The sequence below is a fragment of the Reyranella sp. genome (assembly GCF_965227665.1).
In the GTDB taxonomy this organism is placed as follows: domain Bacteria; phylum Pseudomonadota; class Alphaproteobacteria; order Reyranellales; family Reyranellaceae; genus Reyranella.
Window position 1 is genome coordinate 4,550,208 of sequence record NZ_OZ245767.1, and the last position, 19,917, is coordinate 4,570,124.

19 protein-coding genes are annotated in these 19,917 nt (G+C 66.2%); 11 read left to right on the forward strand and 8 right to left on the reverse strand.

The window, feature by feature from the left end; all coding sequences use genetic code 11:
- The first annotated feature begins 189 nt into the window (after positions 1 to 189).
- Both ACO07I_RS21980 and ACO07I_RS21985 read left to right on the forward strand, forming a co-directional pair.
- On the forward strand, positions 190 to 1,131 hold the full coding sequence (locus ACO07I_RS21980; protein ID WP_422011118.1) for a serine hydrolase domain-containing protein: 942 nt from the start codon (positions 190 to 192) through the stop codon (positions 1,129 to 1,131).
- A gap of 168 nt (positions 1,132 to 1,299) precedes the next feature.
- A complete protein-coding gene (locus ACO07I_RS21985) occupies positions 1,300 to 1,914 on the forward strand; it encodes a hypothetical protein (protein ID WP_422011120.1) in 615 nt (204 codons plus the stop codon).
- Positions 1,915 to 1,972: 58 nt separating this feature from the next.
- On the opposite strand, the gene ACO07I_RS21990 is transcribed toward ACO07I_RS21985, so the two are convergent.
- On the reverse strand, positions 1,973 to 3,115 hold the full coding sequence (locus tag ACO07I_RS21990; protein WP_422011122.1) for an amidohydrolase family protein: 1,143 nt from the start codon (positions 3,113 to 3,115) through the stop codon (positions 1,973 to 1,975).
- A gap of 106 nt (positions 3,116 to 3,221) precedes the next feature.
- On the opposite strand from ACO07I_RS21990, the gene ACO07I_RS21995 reads away from it, so the two are divergent.
- Together ACO07I_RS21995 and ACO07I_RS22000 are read left to right on the forward strand one after the other, a co-directional pair.
- Positions 3,222 to 4,871, forward strand: a complete 1,650-nt coding sequence (locus tag ACO07I_RS21995; protein ID WP_422011124.1) for a GMC family oxidoreductase — start codon at positions 3,222 to 3,224, stop codon at positions 4,869 to 4,871.
- Positions 4,864 to 6,432, forward strand: coding sequence for an ABC transporter substrate-binding protein (locus ACO07I_RS22000; protein ID WP_422011126.1), 1,569 nt, complete (start codon positions 4,864 to 4,866; stop codon positions 6,430 to 6,432). The genes ACO07I_RS21995 and ACO07I_RS22000 overlap by 8 nt, the downstream gene beginning before the upstream one ends.
- Before the next feature lie 24 nt (positions 6,433 to 6,456).
- On the opposite strand, the gene ACO07I_RS22005 is transcribed toward ACO07I_RS22000, so the two are convergent.
- Positions 6,457 to 7,329 (reverse strand): TauD/TfdA dioxygenase family protein, encoded by an 873-nt coding sequence (locus tag ACO07I_RS22005; RefSeq protein WP_422011128.1) that lies wholly within the window; start codon positions 7,327 to 7,329, stop codon positions 6,457 to 6,459.
- A gap of 197 nt (positions 7,330 to 7,526) precedes the next feature.
- Between ACO07I_RS22005 and ACO07I_RS22010 the strand changes: the two genes are divergently transcribed.
- From ACO07I_RS22010 to ACO07I_RS22020, 3 genes are all read left to right on the forward strand, one after another.
- A complete protein-coding gene (locus ACO07I_RS22010) occupies positions 7,527 to 8,474 on the forward strand; it encodes an OmpA family protein (protein ID WP_422011130.1) in 948 nt (315 codons plus the stop codon).
- Positions 8,475 to 8,801: 327 nt separating this feature from the next.
- Positions 8,802 to 9,032 carry a bacteriocin gene (locus tag ACO07I_RS22015; RefSeq protein WP_422011132.1) on the forward strand — a complete coding sequence of 77 codons (231 nt, stop codon included), beginning with the start codon at positions 8,802 to 8,804 and terminating at the stop codon, positions 9,030 to 9,032.
- 89 nt (positions 9,033 to 9,121) lie between these two features.
- Positions 9,122 to 9,430, forward strand: coding sequence for an RNHCP domain-containing protein (locus tag ACO07I_RS22020; protein WP_422011134.1), 309 nt, complete (start codon positions 9,122 to 9,124; stop codon positions 9,428 to 9,430).
- 18 nt (positions 9,431 to 9,448) lie between these two features.
- Here the strand turns inward: ACO07I_RS22020 and ACO07I_RS22025 are convergent, their stop codons facing one another.
- Positions 9,449 to 11,131, reverse strand: a complete 1,683-nt coding sequence (locus ACO07I_RS22025) for an N-acyl-D-amino-acid deacylase family protein (RefSeq protein ID WP_422011136.1) — start codon at positions 11,129 to 11,131, stop codon at positions 9,449 to 9,451.
- Between the two features lie 60 nt (positions 11,132 to 11,191).
- Here ACO07I_RS22025 and ACO07I_RS22030 point away from each other — a divergent pair, with 60 nt between their 5' ends.
- Both ACO07I_RS22030 and ACO07I_RS22035 read left to right on the forward strand, forming a co-directional pair.
- Positions 11,192 to 12,169: a Bug family tripartite tricarboxylate transporter substrate binding protein gene (locus ACO07I_RS22030; RefSeq protein ID WP_422011138.1), complete on the forward strand. Its 978-nt coding sequence runs from the start codon at positions 11,192 to 11,194 to the stop codon at positions 12,167 to 12,169.
- A gap of 98 nt (positions 12,170 to 12,267) precedes the next feature.
- Entirely contained in the window at positions 12,268 to 13,053 is a 786-nt protein-coding gene (locus tag ACO07I_RS22035) for a dienelactone hydrolase family protein (protein ID WP_422011140.1), read from the forward strand.
- Positions 13,054 to 13,094: 41 nt separating this feature from the next.
- Here the strand turns inward: ACO07I_RS22035 and ACO07I_RS22040 are convergent, their stop codons facing one another.
- The 5 genes from ACO07I_RS22040 to ACO07I_RS22060 all read right to left on the reverse strand — a co-directional run bounded on the left by ACO07I_RS22040 (position 13,095) and on the right by ACO07I_RS22060 (position 17,651).
- On the reverse strand, positions 13,095 to 14,039 hold the full coding sequence (locus ACO07I_RS22040) for an arginase family protein (protein ID WP_422011142.1): 945 nt from the start codon (positions 14,037 to 14,039) through the stop codon (positions 13,095 to 13,097).
- Between the two features lies 1 nt (position 14,040).
- Positions 14,041 to 15,297, reverse strand: coding sequence for a M20/M25/M40 family metallo-hydrolase (locus ACO07I_RS22045; protein ID WP_422011144.1), 1,257 nt, complete (start codon positions 15,295 to 15,297; stop codon positions 14,041 to 14,043).
- Positions 15,297 to 15,962, reverse strand: coding sequence for an amino acid ABC transporter permease (locus tag ACO07I_RS22050; protein ID WP_298313337.1), 666 nt, complete (start codon positions 15,960 to 15,962; stop codon positions 15,297 to 15,299). The genes ACO07I_RS22045 and ACO07I_RS22050 overlap by 1 nt, the downstream gene beginning before the upstream one ends.
- 89 nt (positions 15,963 to 16,051) lie before the next feature.
- The gene (locus ACO07I_RS22055) at positions 16,052 to 16,858 is read right to left on the reverse strand and encodes an ABC transporter substrate-binding protein (RefSeq protein ID WP_422011146.1); all 807 of its coding nucleotides are present in this window, start codon (positions 16,856 to 16,858) and stop codon (positions 16,052 to 16,054) included.
- Between the two features lie 28 nt (positions 16,859 to 16,886).
- Positions 16,887 to 17,651: an amino acid ABC transporter ATP-binding protein gene (locus tag ACO07I_RS22060; RefSeq protein ID WP_422011148.1), complete on the reverse strand. Its 765-nt coding sequence runs from the start codon at positions 17,649 to 17,651 to the stop codon at positions 16,887 to 16,889.
- A 116-nt stretch (positions 17,652 to 17,767) separates the two neighbouring features.
- Between ACO07I_RS22060 and ACO07I_RS22065 the strand changes: the two genes are divergently transcribed.
- Together ACO07I_RS22065 and ACO07I_RS22070 are read left to right on the forward strand one after the other, a co-directional pair.
- Complete coding sequence (locus ACO07I_RS22065; RefSeq protein WP_422011150.1) at positions 17,768 to 18,646, forward strand: LysR family transcriptional regulator; 879 nt, start codon at positions 17,768 to 17,770, stop codon at positions 18,644 to 18,646.
- Positions 18,647 to 19,915 carry a M28 family peptidase gene (locus tag ACO07I_RS22070; protein WP_422011152.1) on the forward strand — a complete coding sequence of 423 codons (1,269 nt, stop codon included), beginning with the start codon at positions 18,647 to 18,649 and terminating at the stop codon, positions 19,913 to 19,915. It abuts the gene before it with no gap.
- Positions 19,916 to 19,917: the final 2 nt, after the last annotated feature.

Here is a 19,917-nt window from a genome sequence, read left to right on the forward strand (position 1 = left end):
CATCTTCCGCGGGGCGAGGACTTCCTGCTCCTCCCGCCGTCCATTCAGCCCTACGCCTATCGCAACGTCGACAGGCTGTTCGCCCACCGCACGATCCGGCGCGGCCCCAATCTCCGCGAGCTGCCGCGCGGGACCGAGATCGCGCCGGTCTACGTCGCCGGCGGCCGCCAACACGACGTCGCCTCGTTCATGGACCGCAATGTGATGGCGGGTGTCCTCGTGATCCATCGCGGCAGGATCGTGCTGGAACGCTACGGGCTTGGCCTCCAGGAGCACGACCGCTGGTCGACCATGTCGACGGTGAAGTCCATGACCGCGATGCTGGTCGGCGCCGCGGTCCGCGACGGCGCCATCGGGTCGATCGACGATCCGCTGACGGACTATCTGCCGGCGCTCAGGGACTCCGCGTACGAGAGCGTGACTCTGCGGCATGTCCTGACCATGTCGTCGGGCGTACGCTGGACCGAGGTCTATCCCGACCGCAATTCCGACGTGAACCGCTACAGCAAGTCGCTGGCCGACAAGGTGCCCGACGGCGCGCTGAAACTGATGGCCTCGCTGCCGCGCGCCCATCCGCCGGGCAGCACCTTCCTCTATAATTCGGGCGACACGTTCCTGCTGGGCGCGGCGCTCACGAAGGCCGTGGGCAAGCCGCTGGCCGACTACATGTCGGAGAAGGTCTGGCAGCCGGCCGGCATGGAATGCGACGCCTTCTATACGCTGGAGAGCGATGGCGGGCAGGAGATCGGCGGTAGCCGCGCCGGCATGGTCCTGCGCGACTTCGGCCGCTTTGCCGAGTTCGTCCGCAACGATGGTGTCATCGACGGGGTGCGCGTGCTGCGCGAGGGCTGGGTCGAGGCCGCGGCGACACCGGCCTTCAAGGTCCCCGCGCCGTCCGTCCCCGACATCACGCATTATGGTTATAGCTGGTGGCTGGGGGATGGCGTGATGGCGGCGCTGGGTCATGCCGGTCAACGGATCGACATCTTCCGGGGCGAGGATTTGGTGGTGGTCACTCTCGCCGCCCTGCCGCAGCCGCCCTATGTGCCGGCCACCGACCATGATCGCCGCGCGGAGATCGTGATCTTCACGCAGGCCGTCAGGGCAGCCTGCTCGACTTCCAGCGAGTGAGCCGACGCATGTCCACGATGGCCTCCAGGAAGCTCGACATGTGCCTGGGGGCCGGTGACAGGACCACTGGTTCTTCGCGCTGGTCGTCACCCACATGGCTTTCGTGGTATCGGCGCTGATGCCGACCTACATCGACAAGATCACGTACGAAAAGAAGGCGGAAGGCCGTTGAGCACCGGTGGCAAGGCAGTCCTCGCCATCTGGGTCGACATCGAACAGGCGGACGATGCCTTCTTCGAGCATTGGCACAGTCGCGAGCATCTCGCGGAACGCGTCTCCTGTCCCGGCTGGCAGCGCGGCAGCCGCTTCAAGGGAGTGACGCGACCCGGCCGCTACCTGCTGTTCTACGATGCCGAGAATGCCGCCGCCTTCGACAGTGAGACCTACTACGCCCGACTGCGCAGCCCCAGCGAGATGAGCCGCGCGATCTTCCCGAAGTTCCGCAACACCTCGCGCACCGTCTGCGCGGTCGAGCAGCGCTGGGGCGAGGGCATCGGCGCGGCCGTCCTCACCTTGCGCATGAAGGGCAGCAACATCGCGCCGTTCGACAGACTTGCCTCGCCGGAGACGGCCCGCGTCGACCTGCTCAGCGGCCGCGCGAACGTCGGGCAGGCGCGGACGGCCGAGAAAGACCTGCGCGGCGCGCCCGACCTGCAGATCGAGCGGGCGCTGGTCGCCTTCTTCTGGTCGGTCGAAGCGGCCCAGGCAGCACGTGCCCGGCACGCGCCCGAGGGTGAGGTCTTCGCCCTCCGTCACACCGTGTCGAAGGGCGATCTTGTCTGACTCATGTTTCTCGCCCCCGTTTGACGGGCGAAGAAATGATCTTCGCTCTTAAGCCAGGTTAATTGATCAGTCCGTAGAACTTGCCGGCGTTGGTGCAGGTGATCATCTTCACCTGCTCGGCCGGCACTTCGGCGAACTGCTCCTTGATGTATTTGTCGGAGTGCGGCCAGACGCCGTCGCCGTGCGGGTAGTCGGAGCCCCACATCAGGCTCTCCGCGCCCATGTCGTCGATCAGCTTGGCGCCGATGCGGTCGAACTGGAACGTGGCCTTGCACTGGCGGCGCCAGTAGTCGCTGGGCTTCATCTTCATGCCGAGGTCGGTGAAGCGGTCCTCCCATTCGAAGTCCATGCGGTCGAGCGCGTAGGGGATCCAGCCGCAGCCCGATTCGCCGAAGGCGATGCGGACGTTGGGGAAGCGCTCCAGCACATTGGCACCCATGATCGCGGCCAGGATGTTGACCAGGTTCATCTGGAAGCCCGAGACCACGGTGAAGAACACCGAGCGGCCGACCCGGCCGGGATACTTCTCGATGGTGCCGGGCGGCACGTTGGGGAAGGTGTGGAAGTGCAGCGGGAGCTGCACGTCGTTCACCGCCTTCCACAGCGGGTCCCACATCGGATGCCACATCGGCTCCATGTCCCAGGAGCAGGAGAGCTCCAGGCCCTTGATGCCCATTTTGGCGACCCGGTAGATCTCTTCGACGGCGGCGTCGATGTCGCCGTAGGGCAGGCAGGCCAGGCCGATATGCCTGTCGGGATAGTGGCTGCAGAAATCCTTCAGCCAGTCGTTGTAGATGCGCAGCATCTCGTTGCCGGCCTCGCGGTCGTTGAGGCGACTGGCGGCGCCCAGGATGCCGTAGATCACCTCGGCGTCGACGCCGTCGCGATCGAGGTCCTTGATGCGCAGGTGCGGATCGGAGATGCGCCGGATGTCCTTGGCGCCGTCGGCATAGAGGCCGGTCTCGGCCATGATGTCGACGCGCCCGTGCTTGCCGGGTACGAACTTGGAGCCGGACGGGCCGACGCCGTTCTTGAAGCCGAACGAGGCGCCGTTCTTTGCCACCCATTTCGGCCCGTCGTCGGTGTCGGTGACGTAGGGCATGCGGTCCTTGAGATCGCGCGGCGCCATCGACGTGAACAGGTCCGGCGGCATCCACGGCAGGTCGAGGTGGCTATCGGCCGAAATGCGCTTGTATTGCATGGCGTTTGGCTCCCTTTGTTTTTGATGCGGGAATTATGCGCCGTCTGGAGGACAGGGCAATGCTCCTACTGTTTCGCGGGTCGGCTTGTGTGCTACGGCTCGCACCATGACTGACACCGCTGCTTCCCGTCTCGATGGGGACTTCGACTACATCATCGTGGGCGCCGGTTCGGCCGGATGTGTGCTCGCCAACCGGCTCTCCGCCGATCCGCGAAACCGCGTGCTGGTGCTCGAGGCGGGCGGTCGCGACAACTGGATCTGGTTCCACGTTCCGGCCGGCTATCTCTTCGCGATCGGCAATCCACGCGCTGACTGGATGTTCCAGACCGAGAAAGAGCCCGGGCTCAACGGCCGCGCGCTCAACTATCCGCGCGGCAAGGTGATCGGCGGCTGCTCGGCGATCAACGGCATGATCTCGATGCGCGGCCAGTCGCAGGATTACGACCACTGGCGGCAGCTCGGCCTCACCGGCTGGGGCTGGGACGATGTCGCGCCGGTCTTCCGCAAGCTCGACAACCACTTCCTGGGCGATACCGAGCATCACGGTGCCGGCGGCGAATGGCGGGTCGAGGAATCGCGCGTGCGCTGGGAAGTGCTCGACGCGGTGATCAAGGCCGCGACCGAGATGGGCATCCCGCAGACCGCGGACTTCAACACCGGCGACAATACCGGCGTCGGCTATTTCCACGTCAACCAGAAGCGCGGCATCCGCATGTCGGCGGCACGCGCCTTCCTGAAGCCGGTGCTCAAGCGGCCGAACCTCCGGCTGGAAACCGGCGTGCTGGTCGAGAAGCTGTCGTTCGACGGCAAGCGCTGCACCGGCGTGGTCTACCGCCAGGACGGCCGCCTCGTCGAGGCGCGGGCCGGCGGTGAGATCATCCTCGCGGCCGGCGCGATCGGCTCACCGCAGATCCTGCAGCTTTCCGGCATCGGTGCCCCCGACTGGCTGGGCGAACTCGGCATCCCGCTGCTGCAGGCGCGCGAGGGCGTCGGGCGGAACCTGCAGGATCATCTGCAGCAGCGCGCCATCTACAAGGTCAACGGCGTGAAGACGCTCAACATGAGCTATCACTCGCTGGTCGGCCGGGCGCTGATGGGCATGCAATATGCATTGCTGCAGAAGGGGCCGCTCACCATGTCGCCCTCGCAGCTCGGTATCTTCACGCGCTCCTCGCCGGATCAGGAAAGGTCGAACATCGAGTTCCATGTCCAGCCTTTGTCCCTCGACAAGTTCGGCGAGCCGCTGCATCGCTTCCCGGCGATCACGGTGAGCGCCTGCAACCTTCGCCCGACCTCGCGCGGCACCGTCCGGCTGCGTTCCGCCGATCCGTCGGCCAAACCGATCATCGCGCCCAACTATCTCGCGACCTACGAGGACCGCACCGTGGCGGCCGACGCGATCCGCGTGACGCGACGCCTGATGCGCCAGCCCGCACTGCAGCCCTACCATCCGGAGGAATATCTGCCGGGCCCCGGTGTCGGCGACGACGATGCGTCTCTCGCCAAGGCGGCCGGCGATATCGGCACCACGATCTTCCACCCGGTGGGCACGGCGAAGATGGGGCTGCCGTCTGATCCCCATGCCGTGGTCGACGAACGGCTGCGGGTCATCGGACTCCAGGGGCTGCGCGTGATCGACGCGTCGGTCATGCCGACCATCACCTCGGGCAACACAAACACACCCACGATCATGATCGCCGACAAGGCGGCGGCAATGGTCCTCGCGGACAACAAACAAGGAGGCATGCGTGCGTAAGGCAATACTTGGATTGATCGCGGCGGTCGGCCTTACGGTGCCGGCCGGTGTCATGGCACAGCAGCCTTCGACGCTGCGGGTCGTGGCGCATTCGGACCTGAAGATCCTGGATCCGATCTGGACCACGGCCTTCATCGTGCGCAATCACGGCTACATGATCTACGACACGCTGTTCGCGCTGGACGGCGATCTCAAGATCAAGCCCCAGATGGTCGACACCTGGAAGATGAGCGACGACAAGCTCACCTGGACCTTCACGCTGCGCGACGGGCTCGAGTTCCACGACGGCCAGCCGGTCACCACCGAGGACGTGATCGCCTCGCTGAAGCGCTGGGCGTCGCGCGACAGCCTGGGCACCATCCTGTGGGCCAAGGTGGCCGAACTGAAGGCGGTCGACGCCAAGACCTTCCAGATCGTGCTGAAGGCGCCGACCGGCGTCGTGCTGCAGGCCTTGTCCAAGCCCTCGGGCAATCCGTTCATCATGCCCAAGCGCATCGCCGAGACGCCGGGAACCGACCAGATCAAGGAGTTCGTGGGCTCCGGGCCCTTCATCTTCAAGGCCGACGAGTGGAAGCCCGGCGACAAGACGGTCTACGTCAAGAACCCCAAGTACAAGCCGCGGGCCGAGCCGCCGTCAGGCCTCGCCGGGGCTAAGATCGCCAAGGTGGACCGGGTCGAGTGGGTGGCCATCCCCGACCAGCAGACCGCGGTGAACGCGCTGCAGGCCGGCGAGATCGACATCATCGAAGCGCCGCAGCACGATCTCTATCCGCTGCTCAAGAAGGACCGCAATGTCTCGATGGTGACCACCAACAAGTGGGGCAACCAGTACATCTATCGCTTCAACCAGCTTTTCAAGCCGTTCGACAATGCCAAGAACCGGCAGGCGATGCTCTATGCGCTGAACCAGAAGGACTTCCTGAACGGCGTCATCGGCGACCCCGAATACTACACGGTCTGCAAGGCCATGTTCATGTGCGGCGGTCCGTACGAGGCGACGGCCGGTTTCGCCGACAAGTACGAGAGCGACTTCGCCAAGGCCAAACAGCTGCTGGCCGAGGGCGGCTACGACAACACGCCGGTCGTGCTGCTGCATTCGACCGATCTCTATGTGTTGACGAACATGGCCCCGATCGCCAAGTCGCTGATGGAGAAGGCCGGCATGAAAGTCGACATGCAGTCGATGGACTGGCAGACGCTGGTTTCGCGCCGCGCGAAAAAGGATCCGCCGGACAAGGGCGGCTGGAACGTCCTCATCACCTCGACCTCGGGTGCCGATTCCCTAGATCCGCTGACCTACAGCTTCATCAGCGCGGCCTGCGACAAGGCCTGGTTCGGCTGGCCGTGCGACGCCGAGATCACGCGCCTGCGTGACGAATTCGCCGACGAGGTCGATGAGGCCAAGCGCAAGCAGATCGTCGAGAAGCTCCAACTCCGTGCCGCCGAAGTGCCGACGCACGCCTTCCTCGGCCAGTACAACAACGCCATGGCCATCCGGAAGAACGTGACCGGCAGCGTGGTCTCGCCCGTGCCGGTCTTCTGGAACATCGAGAAAAAGTAGCGGGCAACCTGACGCCGTCGTCGGTCAGACGACGGCGTCACCCGCGATCTGGGTGCGCTGCATGCGGCGGTGGAAGGGGCCGGCATCGTGGACCGCTAGATGCTTGGTGCAGCGATTGTCCCAGAAGGCGAGCGAGCCTGCCTCCCAGCGGAAACGGCAGGTGAATTCCGGCCGGTGACCGTGATCCATGAGGAAGTCGAGCAGCGGCTTGCTCTCGCGGTCGGTCATGTTCTCGAAGCGGCAGGAATAGGAGTGGTTCACGAACAGGCACTTTCGGCCAGTCTCGGGATGCGTTCGCACGACCGGATGCAGGCTCTCGGTCGGGCGCCAGTTCGAATCCTCCCGCACCTTGATCGAGCGGCGCGCGTTCAGTCCGACCTGGGGACCGGCGACGCGGATGTCGCTGTGCACGACGTGCAGGCCGTCCAGCATCGCTTTCATGCCGTCGGACAGGCTCTCGTAGGCGAGGTACTGGTTGGCGAACAGCGTGTCGCCGCCATAGGGCGGAACCTCGAGCGCATAGAGGATGGCGCCCATCGGCGGCTCGGGCATCATCGTGGTGTCGGAATGCCATTCCTCGCCGACGATGCGTTCGTCGCCGGGGGCGCGGACGACGCGCACGATTTCCGGATCGCCTGTGCCGGTGTTGAAGTTGGGATGGACGAAGAGGTCGCCGAAGCGGCGGGTGAAGGCCTTGTGGCTGGCATCGTCGAGCCTCTGGCCGCGAAAGAAGATCACCAGATGCTCGAGCAGCGCCCGGCGGATCTCCGCGACCGTCTCATCGTCGAGGCGGACGCTCACGTCGACCCCGCCGATCTCCGCTCCGAGCGCGCCGGCGATCGGTGAGACCGTGATGCGTCGATAACCGTTCATGGCGCGATGATGAAGTCGGCGCATCGACCCTGCAAGGCGCGGCGGTCCATCGTTTTCGCCCGGCGGATGAAGCGGGTGCTCGACGTTCGAAGCCGTACGGTCTGCCGTTGCCGATCTGCACCACTTGGCGGCGTCGGAGCGGCGAGTGAGGCGGCAATGCAACCAAACCGGGGCACCGGAGTTGTCCGTTGGTGGTTCCTTAAGTGAGCGGGGAAATTGGAATGAAGAAACTCATTGCAGCAGCGGCATTCGTGGCTCTGGCACCGGCAGCGGTCCAGGCGCAGTCAATCAACGCGCAGGAAGGCTTCTATATCGGTGCGGGCGGCGGTGCCGCCTGGTTCGTTGGCTCGAACTCGAATGCGAACACCTGGACGGGGTGGTCCGTCGGCGGCAAGGCTGGTTATGACTTCGTTGGCCCGCGCCTGGAGCTGGAGGTGGGCTACGGCGAGATCCCGACCTCGGCCAACATCCCCGGTACGGCGATCAACGGCAAGGTCGGCCAGCTCAACGTGATGGCCAACGTGCTGTACGACTTCATGCCGACGTCGGTCATCACGCCCTATATCGGCGCCGGTGCGGGTGTCGCCTTTATCGACAGCAATTCCTCGCTGGGCAGCACCCAGTTCGCCTATCAAGGCATGGTTGGCGTCGCCTACAATGTGAACGAGCAGCTCCGCTTCCTGATCGAAGGCCGCTATGTCGGCACGACCAGCCCGAGCGTGAACACGCCGTTCGGCAATGTCAGCTTCCAGAACAACAACATCCTCGCGCTGGCCGGCGTGACCTACAAGTTCGTCTCGCCGCCGCCGCCCCCGCCGCCGGCTCCGACGATGGTCGCGCCGCCGTCGTTCATGGTGTTCTTCGACTGGGATCGCGCCAACCTGAGCGACCAGGCGCTGACCACCATCCGCCAGGCCGCCGGCGCTTACAAGCAGAAGGGTAACGCCCGCATCACGGCGACCGGTCATACCGATACGTCGGGCGCGCCTGCCTACAACATGGCGCTGTCGCTGCGCCGCGCCAACGCCGTCAAGGACGCGCTGGTGCGCGAAGGCGTTCCGGCGACCGCGATCGCGGTGGTTGGCCGTGGCGAGCAGGGCCTGCTGGTGCAGACCGGTCCGAACGTCCGCGAGCCGCAGAATCGCCGCGTCGAAATCGTCATCCAGTAAGGTGATCGTTGACGCCGCATCGGCAACGCGCCGGTGCGGCGTGCGTTAGAAGAAAGCCGGACCTCACCGTCCGGCCCTCCGGTTGCGGCCTTCCAACCCCTCTCCCCGAGTGGCGTCGGCTGCAACCGGAGACCTTCTATCTTCCCCATCCTCGTTTGATCCAGGCCGACAATCCGCGCGATTGCCGGCTTTTCCATTTTGCGCAGTCGCCGTCGGGCAGGGAGTCGTGGCCGACTGGTGATTCTGCCTTGCACGCGATTCCGTGAACGCAACCGGGCAGCGCCTCCAGTCGTTCTGTCGCTAACAATTCATGCGCAGGAGACTCTCATGCTGAAGTTCACCAATATCGCGATCGTTGCGGCGCTCGGCCTGGGTGTCGCCGCCTGCGGAAACAATCCCACGGACCGCGCCCTGACGGGTGGAGCGATCGGCGCCGGCACGGGCGCCGTGGTGGGCTCCACGATGGGTTCCCCGGTGGCCGGTGCGGTCGTCGGCGGCTTGGGTGGTGCGGCCATCGGCGCCGCGACCACGCCGCGCAACGACGGCTACTACCGCTAAAGAACGCTCTCGGACCGACGGGGTGGGTGCCATCGGGTGCCCACCCTTTTTCGTGTGCGCCGGTCCAGGGGCAGTGCGAAACTGGGGGCATGGCCCGTCTTTTTGCGCGCAACATCGAGAATTTCGCCTGTGAGCGCTGTGGCGCCGAGGTCGAGGGGAACGGCTTCACCAACCACTGTCCAGCCTGCCTGTTCAGCAAGCATGTCGACGAGAATCCGGGAGACCGGGCCGCCGACTGCGGCGGGATGATGGAGCCGATCGCGGTCGAGCAGGCGCGCGGCCGCTACGTCATCGTGCACAGATGCCTGAAATGCCGACAGGTGAAGCGCAACAAATCTTCCCCTGCCGACAGTTCGCGCGCGCTGGTCGAAGTTGCCCGTCGGCGGGCGATGTCCTGACCGCTCCTGCGGACGGGATCAGCCGAAGGAACGCAAGACCTTGCCGGGCCGCGAGGCCGGGTCGGCGCAGAAGCCCGTCTCGTCGGCGGCCCGATTGCCGTTGATCCACACGCCGTGGAGCCCGACCGCGCCGGCGGTGAGGCGCGCCGCGCCCGCGGGCAGGTCGTGGGTTCGCCGCTTCGGGCCGCGCGCCACGGTCTTGGGATCGAACAGCATCAGGTCGGCGGCGAGGCCCTCGCGCAGCAGGCCGCGATCCTGGATGCCGAACAGCTTCGCCGGCTGACCGGTCAGGCGATGCACGGCGTTCGGCAGGTCGAGCACACCGAGGTCGCGGCTCCAGTGACCCATCAGATGCAGGCCGAAGCCTGCGTCGCAGAAGAAGGTGAGATGGGCGCCGGCGTCGCTCAGCGAGATGTGGGTGTTGGGATCGGCCAGGATGCGGCCCACCGCCTCGTCGTCATTGTGCAGAAGCTGCGCCACGAACATCGTGTCGAGGTTTTCCGACAGGGCGAAGTCGAGGATGAAGTCGAACGGGTCCTTGCCGGCCTGCTTCGCGAGTTCGCCGAGCGTCGCGCCTTCCATCGCGCGGTTCTCGTCCTTCGCCGTCTCGACGACGAACAGCTTGTCCCATTCGCCGTTGAACAATAGCCGGCCGCGCTTGGCTAAGAGTTCCTCGCGCACCGAGGCGCGCCAGGCCGGGTCGCGGTAGATCTTCGCGAGCTCGGCCGGATCGTGCGCCGCCATCGCCGGCTTCCACGCCTGCATGCTCTCGAACAGGTAGGGGCTGTGGAAGGTGAAATCCATGCTGAGCGGGCAGCAGGAGGTCTGGGCCACGAGGGTGCGGCCGCGGGCGCGGGCCGCGTTCACCTGGTCGAGCGTGGTGAAGGCGGCTTCGGGATTGGTGTTCGAATGGAACAGCGCGGCGATCACCACCGGGCGGTTGGCTTCGGCGGCGATCTCCTCGAGATACGGGATCGTCGTCGTGCGGCCCTTGGTCAGCATGTAGACGCCGGTGCCGCGCTCGCCCATCGCCTTCACCAGCGTGCGCAGCTCATGGTCGTCGGCGAGGCGCGACGGCATCGGCGTGCCGCCCTCGCCGTTGTGGGCTTCCGACGTCGAGGAGGCGAAACCGATGGCACCGGCCGCCATGGCCTCGCGCACCAGATCGGCCATCTTCGAGACCTCGGCCTCGGAAGCGGCACGCTCGGTGGCGTCGGTGCCCATCACGAAGGTGCGGATGGCGGAGTGGCCGGCGAAGCAGGCGACGTTGGGACCGACGCCGTTCTTCTCCAGCATGTCGAGATATTGCGGGAAGCTCTCGAAGCCCCAGTTGATGCCGGCGCGCAGGGCGTCGAGTGACATGCCCTCGACATGGGTGAGGTGGCGCATGGTGAGGTCGCGGTCGGCCGGCTTGCAAGGCGCGATGGTGAAGCCGCAATTGCCCAGGATGGCCGTCGTGACGCCCAGCGCCGGTGAGGGATCGACGAAGGGATCCCAGGTAATCTGCGCGTCGTAGTGGGTATGGCCGTCGATGATGCCCGGTGCCAGCGCCAGCCCGTCGGCCTTGACCGTTTCCCGGGCGGCGCCGAGCCTGGGGCCGATGGCGGCGATCCTGCCATCCTTCACGCCGAGGTCGCCGTGAACCGGCGGGGCGCCCGAACCGTCGTGGATTTCCGCATCCTTGATGATCAGATCGAACATGTTTTTTTCCTCCCGGATTGACCCTAGTCTGTCGCCAAGGAAATGGAACGGGAGGATTGCATGACAGGCATGACGCGACGCGGCTTCGTGGCCGCGGGCACGGCAGGTGTTGCCTTCGGAATGGCGCCGGCGATCGTCCGCGCGCAGGACTATCCGACGAAGCAGGTCAGGGTGGTGGTGCCTTACCCGGCGGGCGGCGGCACCGACCTGGTGGCGCGCCTGGTCATCCCGCGCCTCGCCGAGCGCTGGAAGCAGACCGTCATCATCGACAACAAGGGCGGCGCCAGCGGCATCCTGGGCAGCGAGATCGTCGCCAAGGCCCCGCCCGACGGTTACACGCTGCTGGTCACCACCAGCGCCCACACGATCAATCCCTATACGACGAAGGTGCTGCCCTACGACACCGAACGCGACTTCACGCCCGTGACGCCGCTGATCGAAGGCGCGCTCGCGCTGGTCGGTTCGCCCAAGGCGGGCATGGACTCGATGGAAAAGTTCATGGCGGCGGCGAAGGCCAATCCCGGCAAGTACCAGTTCGGCAGCACCGAGAACACGACCCGCATGGTGGGCGAGCTGTTCCGGGTGAAGAGCGGGCTGAAGATCGAGAACGTGGCCTACAAGGGCGCGGCGCCCATGATGCAGGAGCTGGCCGGCGGTCACATCCCGGTGGGCTTCACCAGCCCGCTCACGGTGATGTCGCACCACCGGGCGGGTACCCTGCGCATGCTGGCGGTGAGCGGCACCAAGCGGCTGCCGGGCCTGGAGGACATCCCGACCATCGCCGAGGCGGGCGTGCCGGGCGTCGACACGACGGCTTGGTTCGCGCTGTTCGGTCCGGGCAAGATGTCGCCCGCGCTCGCCAACCGCATGCGCGACGATGTCGTGGCGGTTCTGGCCGAGCCCGAGATGCAGGCCAAGATCCGCGACCTGTCGAGCCTGCCGGGCGGCGAGTCGCCGGATGCCTTTGCCCAGCGGATCAAGAAGGAGCTGGTGAGCTGGGCGGAAATCGCCAAACTGGCGGGCATCCAGCCGGAGTGATCTTGGCTGGGGGCGCGCCACTCCAGTGGCGCGTCTTTGGGGATTTCGACGTTGATCGCGCCGCTGGAGTGGCGCGCCCCCGGCGGATGAGGAGCGACATGATCCGCTTGCTCGTGATGGTCGTTCTGCTCGCTCTGGGTACGCCTGCCTGGGCGCAGTCCGTGAGCTTTCCCAGCGTCACCGTCGGGAGCAGTCAGGCCGGGCCGGAAGTAAAGGGCTGGGTCTACAAGCCTTCGGGCGAGGGCCCATTCCCGGCGATCATCCTGGCCCATAGTTGCGCGGGCACGAACCGGCACACCGATGTCTGGGGCAAGCTTCTGGTAAGCTGGGGCTACCTCGTGCTGGCGCCGGATTCGTTCGGTCCGCGCGGCACCAAGGCCGTGTGCACGACACCCAACGTGGTGACACCCAACATGCGCGTGGCCGACATTGCCGGGGCGCTCGACTATCTGGCGACGCGGCCCGACGTGGTGAAGGGGAAGGTCGGTATCATCGGCCACAGCCATGGCGGCTCGACAGTCATACGTTCGGCGCAGAAGAATTTCGGATTGGCGCAACGCGGCCTGGCCGCGGGTGTCGCCTATTACCCGGGCTGCAATCCCAAGTCTGATGGCGGCATCGACATCCCCGTATTGCTGCTGGCCGGCGACAAGGACGACTGGACGTCGGCCGATCGCTGCCGCAGCCTGGTCTCCGGCCTGCGACGCGGTGACCTCGTCGAGGCGGTCTACTACCCCAACGCCTATCACAGCTTCGATTCGAAGGCCGCCGACCGCAATGTGCCCGGTGCGGCCGGCAAGCAACATCATCTCGCCTACGACACCGTCGCCGCTCCCGACGCCGAGGCGCGGACCAAGGCGTTCTTCGCGAAGTACTTGCGGTGACTCATTGGAGCGCGCCACTCCAGTGGCGCGCTCCGTTGTGGCTACGTCGCGTCGGCCAGCCCCATCTGCCGGCACAGCAGCACGAGCGTCTCGTAGATCACGTGCGAGCAGAGGTGTGCGGCCATTCCGTTGACGTCCTGCGGTGGGCTCACCGTGTTCACGTCGACGGCCACGATGTTGAGGTCCGTGAGGCAGCGCAGCAGGTCGATGCCTTCGCGGGCGCTCAGCCCGCCCCAGGACGGGGTGCAGACGCCCGGCGCACATGAGGGATCGAACACGTCCATGTCGAAGCAGAGATAGACGGGCCGCTTGCCGACCTTGTCGCGGAACTCGGCCATGCGCTGGGCGAAGCCGCCGCGGATCAGCTCGTCGATCGACACGACCTTGTAGCCGAGGCTCAGGGCGCGCGGCACGACGCCCTGCGCGTAGGTCGTGCTGCGGATGCCGACGTGCCAGGAGAATTCCGGGTCGACGAGGCCTTCCTCGGCGACATGCGTGAACTGGGTGGCGGAGTTGTACTTTTCCTCCGACCCGTAGGGATAGGAATCGGTGTGCGAATCGATGTGGAGCGCCGCCATCTTCGGGTACTTCTTGCCGACGGCGCGCGCGACGGGAACGGTGACCGAGCCGTCGCCGCCGATGGTGATCGGCACGGCCCCGGCCTCGACGATGCGATCGGCGGCCTGCTCGATCCGTTCGAAGGCATCGACGATCTTCGAGGGCGTGAGTTTCACGTTGCCGCAATCGACCAGGCCCAGTGCGGTCGCGGGATCGAAATCGGCATTGGTCGGATTGAAGCGCCGCATCAGTTGCGACTGCTGGCGCACCGAGTCCGGGCCGCCGCGCGCGCCGATGCGCATGTTGGTGCCGCAATCGAACGGGATGCCGAGGATCGCGGCCTTGTTCGCCGGACCGGGCCGTCCGTAGGGCACGCCCATGAAGGTGAGCGGCAGGGTGAACAGCTCGTCGTCGGACAGACGGTCCATGTCAAAGCTCCGCGGAGAGGAAGTCGTAGGCGACCAACGTGTGGATCTTTGCGACGGCCAGCAGCTCGTCGACCAGCACATATTCGTCGGCGCCGCCCATGTTGAAGGGCGTGAGGCCCAGCACCACGGTCGGCACGTCGAACATGCGATACCAGCGCGAGTCCGAACCGCCGACCCTCATGTTGACGGCCGGTGTCTCACCCAGCACTTCGGCGGCGACGGACGCGGTGCGTGTCACGATCTCATGGCCGGGATCGGTGAAGGACGGCTCGAAGCGCCGGATCGCCTTCCAGCTCACGCCGTCGAGCGGCCCCAGCCATTCGTCGAGCTTCGCCGCGAGCATGTCGGTTGTGACCCCGACCGGCAGACGGATATCGGCGCGGGCAATCGCATGCGTGGGCACCAGGTTGGGCGAGGTGCCGCCCTCGATGGTGCCGATGTTCACCGTGACCCTCGACAAGGTGTCGGCTTCGCCCGCGCCCGACAGGGGCTCGGAGATGGGCTTGGCCTTGCCGATCGCGCTGGTCACGACCGGCGGAGACTGGAAGGGCACGTCCTCCAGCTGCTTCAGGTAGTCGAGCGCGGTCCGCAGCCGGTCGATGGCATTTGTGCCCTTGTGGACATGGGCGCCGTGGGCGGGCGATCCCGTGGTCTCGATCTCGACCCACATCAGGCCCTTCTCGCCGAACCGCACGACCCTGGGCGAGCCGACATCGCCGCAGATGTTGGCGTCGCCGGCGGCATGCGGGAAATTCTGCAGGAGATAGCCGGAGCCCAGCGAGCCCATATTCTCCTCGTCACCCGCCAGGGTGAGCACAATCTCGCCGTCCCAGGCATCGCGGTTCTCCGCCAGCAGCAGGGCGGCGAGAAGGGAGCAGGCGATGCCGCCCTTCATGTCGCAGACGCCACGCCCGTAGAGCTTGCCGTCCTTCAGCACGCCGCCCAGCGGCGGCACGGTCCAGGGCAGGTTCTCGAGCAACGGGAAGGTGTCGAGATGGCCGTTGAAGATCAGGCGGCGGCCTGGTGCGCGGCCGCGGATGCGGCCGATCAGCGAGACGATGCGCGGCTCCGGCTCGACCCGCTCGATCTCGATGCCGGGAATCTCGCGCAACAGCGCCTCGGCCACCGCGGCGACGTCGAACGTGTCGCTCGGCGGGTTGGGAGAGGCCACGGCCACCAGCCGCTGCGTCACGGCGATGAGACGGTCGAGCGAGCCCTCGACCTTGTGCGCCAGTTCGGTACGGATTTTCGACGACATCAGCGAGCCTGCAGCCTGCGTTCCCAGAAGCGGATGGCCATGGCGAGCGGCCAGCAGATGAAGAAGTAGACCACGGCGATGAAGGTGAAGGTCTCGAGCGGCCGGAAGTTGGTGGCCGAGAGCTCCATGCCGCGGCGGGTGATCTCGCTCACCGAGATGACGGCGCCCAGAGAGGAGAACTTGATGAGCTGCACGAAGTTCGAGGCGAGCGGCGGCAGGGTCATGCGGATCGCCTGCGGCAGCACGATGCGGTTGAACGACTGAAGCGGCGTCAGGCCCAGCACCTGGGCGGCCTCGCGATGGCCCTTGGGCACGCTCTGGATGCCGGAGCGATAGACCTCGGAGATGAAGGACGCCTGGTAGAGGGCGAGGCCGATGATCAGGGCCACGAGCGCCTCGATGCGGACGCCGAACACGATCGGCAGCACGTAGTAGACCCAGAGGAGCTGGACCAGGATCGGCGTGTTGCGCACCACCTCGCCGATCGAGATGCCGATCCAGCGCAGGGCGCGGAAGCGCGACATGTCGAGCAGCGCGATGATCAGCCCGCCGATCATCGCCAGCACCAGCGTGATGGCCGAGATGATCAGCGTCATCTGCAGGCCGCCCATCAGGAAGTCGAAGCTTCCCCAGACCGTGTCCCAGCGGAATTGGTACTTGAACATTCAAGCCTCGGCGGAGCGCGCCACTCCAGTGGCGCACCCCTTGATGATGAGCGCCACTGGAGTGGCGCGCTCCAATGAGCGAACGCCGTTTACGGCGCGACGATCGGGTCGAGCTTGTGCTTCTTGGCGTACTTCAGCAGCCGGCCGTCGAGCTTGATCGTGTCGACGAACAGGTTGACGTAGTTCAGCCAGATCTGGTCGCCCTGCGGCACGACGTAGGCGTAGGGCGTGATGGCGAGCTTCTCGTTGGGCAGGATGTAGGTTGCCCAGTCGAACTCGTCGGTCACTTTGATGGCGGTCGGGAAGTCGGTGATGATGACGTCGACCCGCTGTGCGACCAGCTCGGCCTCGCGCGTGTTGGGCGGGGCCACCGAGACGACCTCGGCGTTCTTCACGTAGCCCTTCATGAAGGGCTCCATGTAGCTGCCCAGGGAGACGGCAGCCTTCACGCCCTTCTGGTCGATGTCCTTCCACTCCTTGATCTTGCTGTCCTTGCGGGTGACCGCATAGAGGTTGGTCAGCAGGTAGGGCTTGGAGAATTCGACGGCCTGGCCGCGCTTCATCGTGGCGCCGACACCGAACATGCCGATCTCGCACTTGCCGGCCTGCAGGTCGGCGATGAACGAGCCGAAGCTCGACTCGACGATTTCGAGCTTCGCATCGAGCTCCTTGGCGAATTCCTTCGCGAGGTCGGCGTCGATGCCCTCGATCTCACCGGTCTTCGAATTGCGGAACGAGATCGAATAGTAGAGCGGGAACTGGCAGACCCGGAGCTTCTTGCTCTTGGTCACCTCGTAGAGACGCGATTGCGTCTGCTGCGCTTCAGCGCCCGTGATCGACAATGCGCCAACCGTGCCGGCCAGCGCGAGCGCACCCAATATCCTTGCTACACCCATCATCGGTCTCCCTTGTTGACCTTCCCCATCACTCATCCGCGAACTGCTGCAGGAAGCGCTGGGCGCGCTCCGTCTGCGGCGCATCGAAGAAGGCCGAACCCGGCGCCGCCTCGACGATCTCGCCTCGATCCATGAACACGGTGCGCGTGCCGACATGGCGCGCGAAGCCCATCTCGTGCGTGACGACCAGCATGGTCATGCCCTCGCGCGCGAGCTGGCGCATGACGGCCAGCACCTCGCGGCGCAGCTCGGGATCGAGCGCGCTGGTTGCCTCGTCGAACAGCAGGACCTTGGGCGACATGGCCAAGGCGCGGGCAATCGCCACGCGCTGCTGCTGGCCGCCGGACAGGCGCGCCGGGTAGGCGTCGCGCTTCTCGAACAGGTCGACCTTCCTCAGCAGCGACTCGGCGATGGCGACGGCCTTGTCCCTGGGCATCTTCTTCACGCGGATCGGCGCTTCGATCAGGTTCTGCAGCACCGACATGTGCGGCCACAGATTGAAGTGCTGGAAGACCATGCCGATCTCGGAGCGCACGTCGCGCGCGGCGGCCTTCACCTGCTTGCCCGGCGATGGCGTCGAAATGGGCACGCCCTCCATCACCACACGGCCCTCGCTCGGCTCCTCCAGCAGCGCAAGGCAGCGCAGCAGCGTGGTCTTGCCCGAGCCCGAGGGACCCACGACGCAGACAACGTCGCGCTCCAGTACTTCCAGGGACACGCGCGTCAGCACCTGGTTCGCGCCAAAGCGCTTGGTGATGCCGTCCGCGAGGATGAGAGGGCTGGGATTGCTCATGTCATCCCATAAGCAATTCCTATGCCGCTCCTTATTCGCCTCCTGTATCGGCAAGAGTCTTGCTAGGAAGTGGATGCAATACGGGCAACACACACGATAACGGCTGATTATAGAGTATGGACGTCAAGCTTCTCGAAGCCTTCCGGGCGGTCGTCGACCACCGCTCCATGACTGCTGCCGCGGGGGCCATGGGTGTGACCCAGCCCGCCGTCAGCACCCAGATCGCGCGTCTGGAGGAGGCGGTGGGTTTCTCCCTGTTCGAGCGCGCCAACGGCCGGCTGAAACCGACGCCCGAGGGCATTCTGTTCTATGCCGAAGCAAGCCGTGTGCTGGGGGAGGTCGATCGGCTGGAGGCCGCGACCGTCCAGATCCGCGAGGGCCAGTCGGGCCGTTTGTCGATCGCCAGCCACCCCTCGGCCGCCATCTCCCTGTTGCCCAATCTCGTGGCGCAGTTCCTGGCCGAGCGTCCGGGCGTGGCGGTGCGGCTGATCTCGCGCCATTCGGACGTGGTGAGCCAGCTCCTGCCGACCGAGAGCTTCGACATCGGCATCGCCGAGCTGCCGATCGACGACAGTCAGGTCGAAGTTCGGCGCTACGCGATGCGCTGCGTCGCGATCCTGCCGCCGCGCCATCCGCTCGCCTCGTGCAAGCTTCTGACGCCGCAACTGCTCGCGCCGCATCCGATGGTGATGCCGGCGCGATCGCATCAGGTCCCAAACCGCATCCGCAGCGTCTTCTCGGCGGCGGGCGTATCGCTGAACGCCGTGGTCGAGGCCGAGTTCTTCGCGAGCCTCTGCGGCCTCGTTGCGGCCGGTGCAGGCTGGTCGATCGTCGATCCGCTGTCGGCGCGCTGCTTCGAGCATCTCGGCCTCGTGACGCGGCCCTTCGAGCCTGCCGTGACCTACGATATCGGCGCCTTCCACCGCCGCGACCGCGAACCTTCGCTTCTGGCGACGGCCTTCCTCGACATGCTCGACGACAAACTGAAAGGGTGAATGATGCGTCTCGACGCCAACCTGATGGGCCGCCTCGCGGCCGACGAGGCGCTGTGGCGCGACTTCAACGACATCTGCGACTGCGGCGGTCGTCTCTCGGGCACCGACAGCGAGAAGAAAGCGTTCGCGTTGCTGCGGGAGAGAGTGCGGGCGGCGTCGCCGGCCAATTCGGGCCGGTCGATTCCGGTGCCCTACAATGGCTGGCAGGCCAGGTCGGCCACGCTGAAGCTGCCGGGTGGGACCTTTGCCCCGTGCCATCCGCTGGTGCGTACCATCGCGACGCCGGGCCTCACCGCCGAGGTGATCGATCTCGGACGCGGCACGCCCGACGAGTTCGAGGCGCACAAGGCGGAGATTGCCGGCCGCATCGTGCTGGTGCGGCACGAGCTGATGTTCGCCGCGGGCACGATCCATCGCCGGCGCAAGTACGACATGGCGCGGGCCCATGGCGCGGTGGGATTCCTGATCGGCGGTCCGCTGGCGGGCCACGTGGTGGCGGGCTCCTCGGGCCGCGATTCGGGCGAGGGCATTCCCGCGCTCGGCATTTCGCCCGAGACGGCGGCAAAGCTGGCCCGCCGTTCGACCGGCTTCCCGACCGTCACGATCGCCATCGAGACGGCGGAAGGGCCGGCCGAGACCGAGACGCTCGTGTTCGACTACCCCGGCCAGACCGACGAATGGGTGGTGCTGTCGGCGCATGTCGACGGCCACGACCTGGCCGAGAGCGCGATGGACAACGGCACCGGTCTCGCTGCCGTTCTGGCGGTGACGCGGGCGCTGTCGCCGGAGGTGGCGAAGTGGCGGCGCGGGCTGCGGGTGATGTTCTTCAGTGTCGAGGAATGGGCGCTGACCGGGTCGGCGCAATATGTGAAGGCGCTGGGCGATGCCGAGCGAGGAAAGATCGCGCTCAACGTCAATCTCGATTCGGTGGCGGGCAGCCCCAACCTCGCCGCCCTCACCAGCGGCTTTGCCGGCGTCGAGCCTTTCCTGCTGGGTGTTGCCGAGGCCAATGGTCAATCCCTGCGCACCGTGCGTCCTCTGATGACCAATTCCGACCACGCGAACTTCGCGGCGGGCGGCATCCCGGCGATCCGCCTGGTTGCAGGCTTCGACGATCCCAACGCCCATCTGCGGGTCGTGCTGACGCCCGCCGATACACGCGACAAGGTCGCGCAAAGCGAGCTGCGGCAGGCGACGATGCTCACGGCCGCGCTGGTCGCCGCCGCCTGCAATGCCGATCCGGAAGAAGCCGCGCGGTGGCGGGGGTAGAC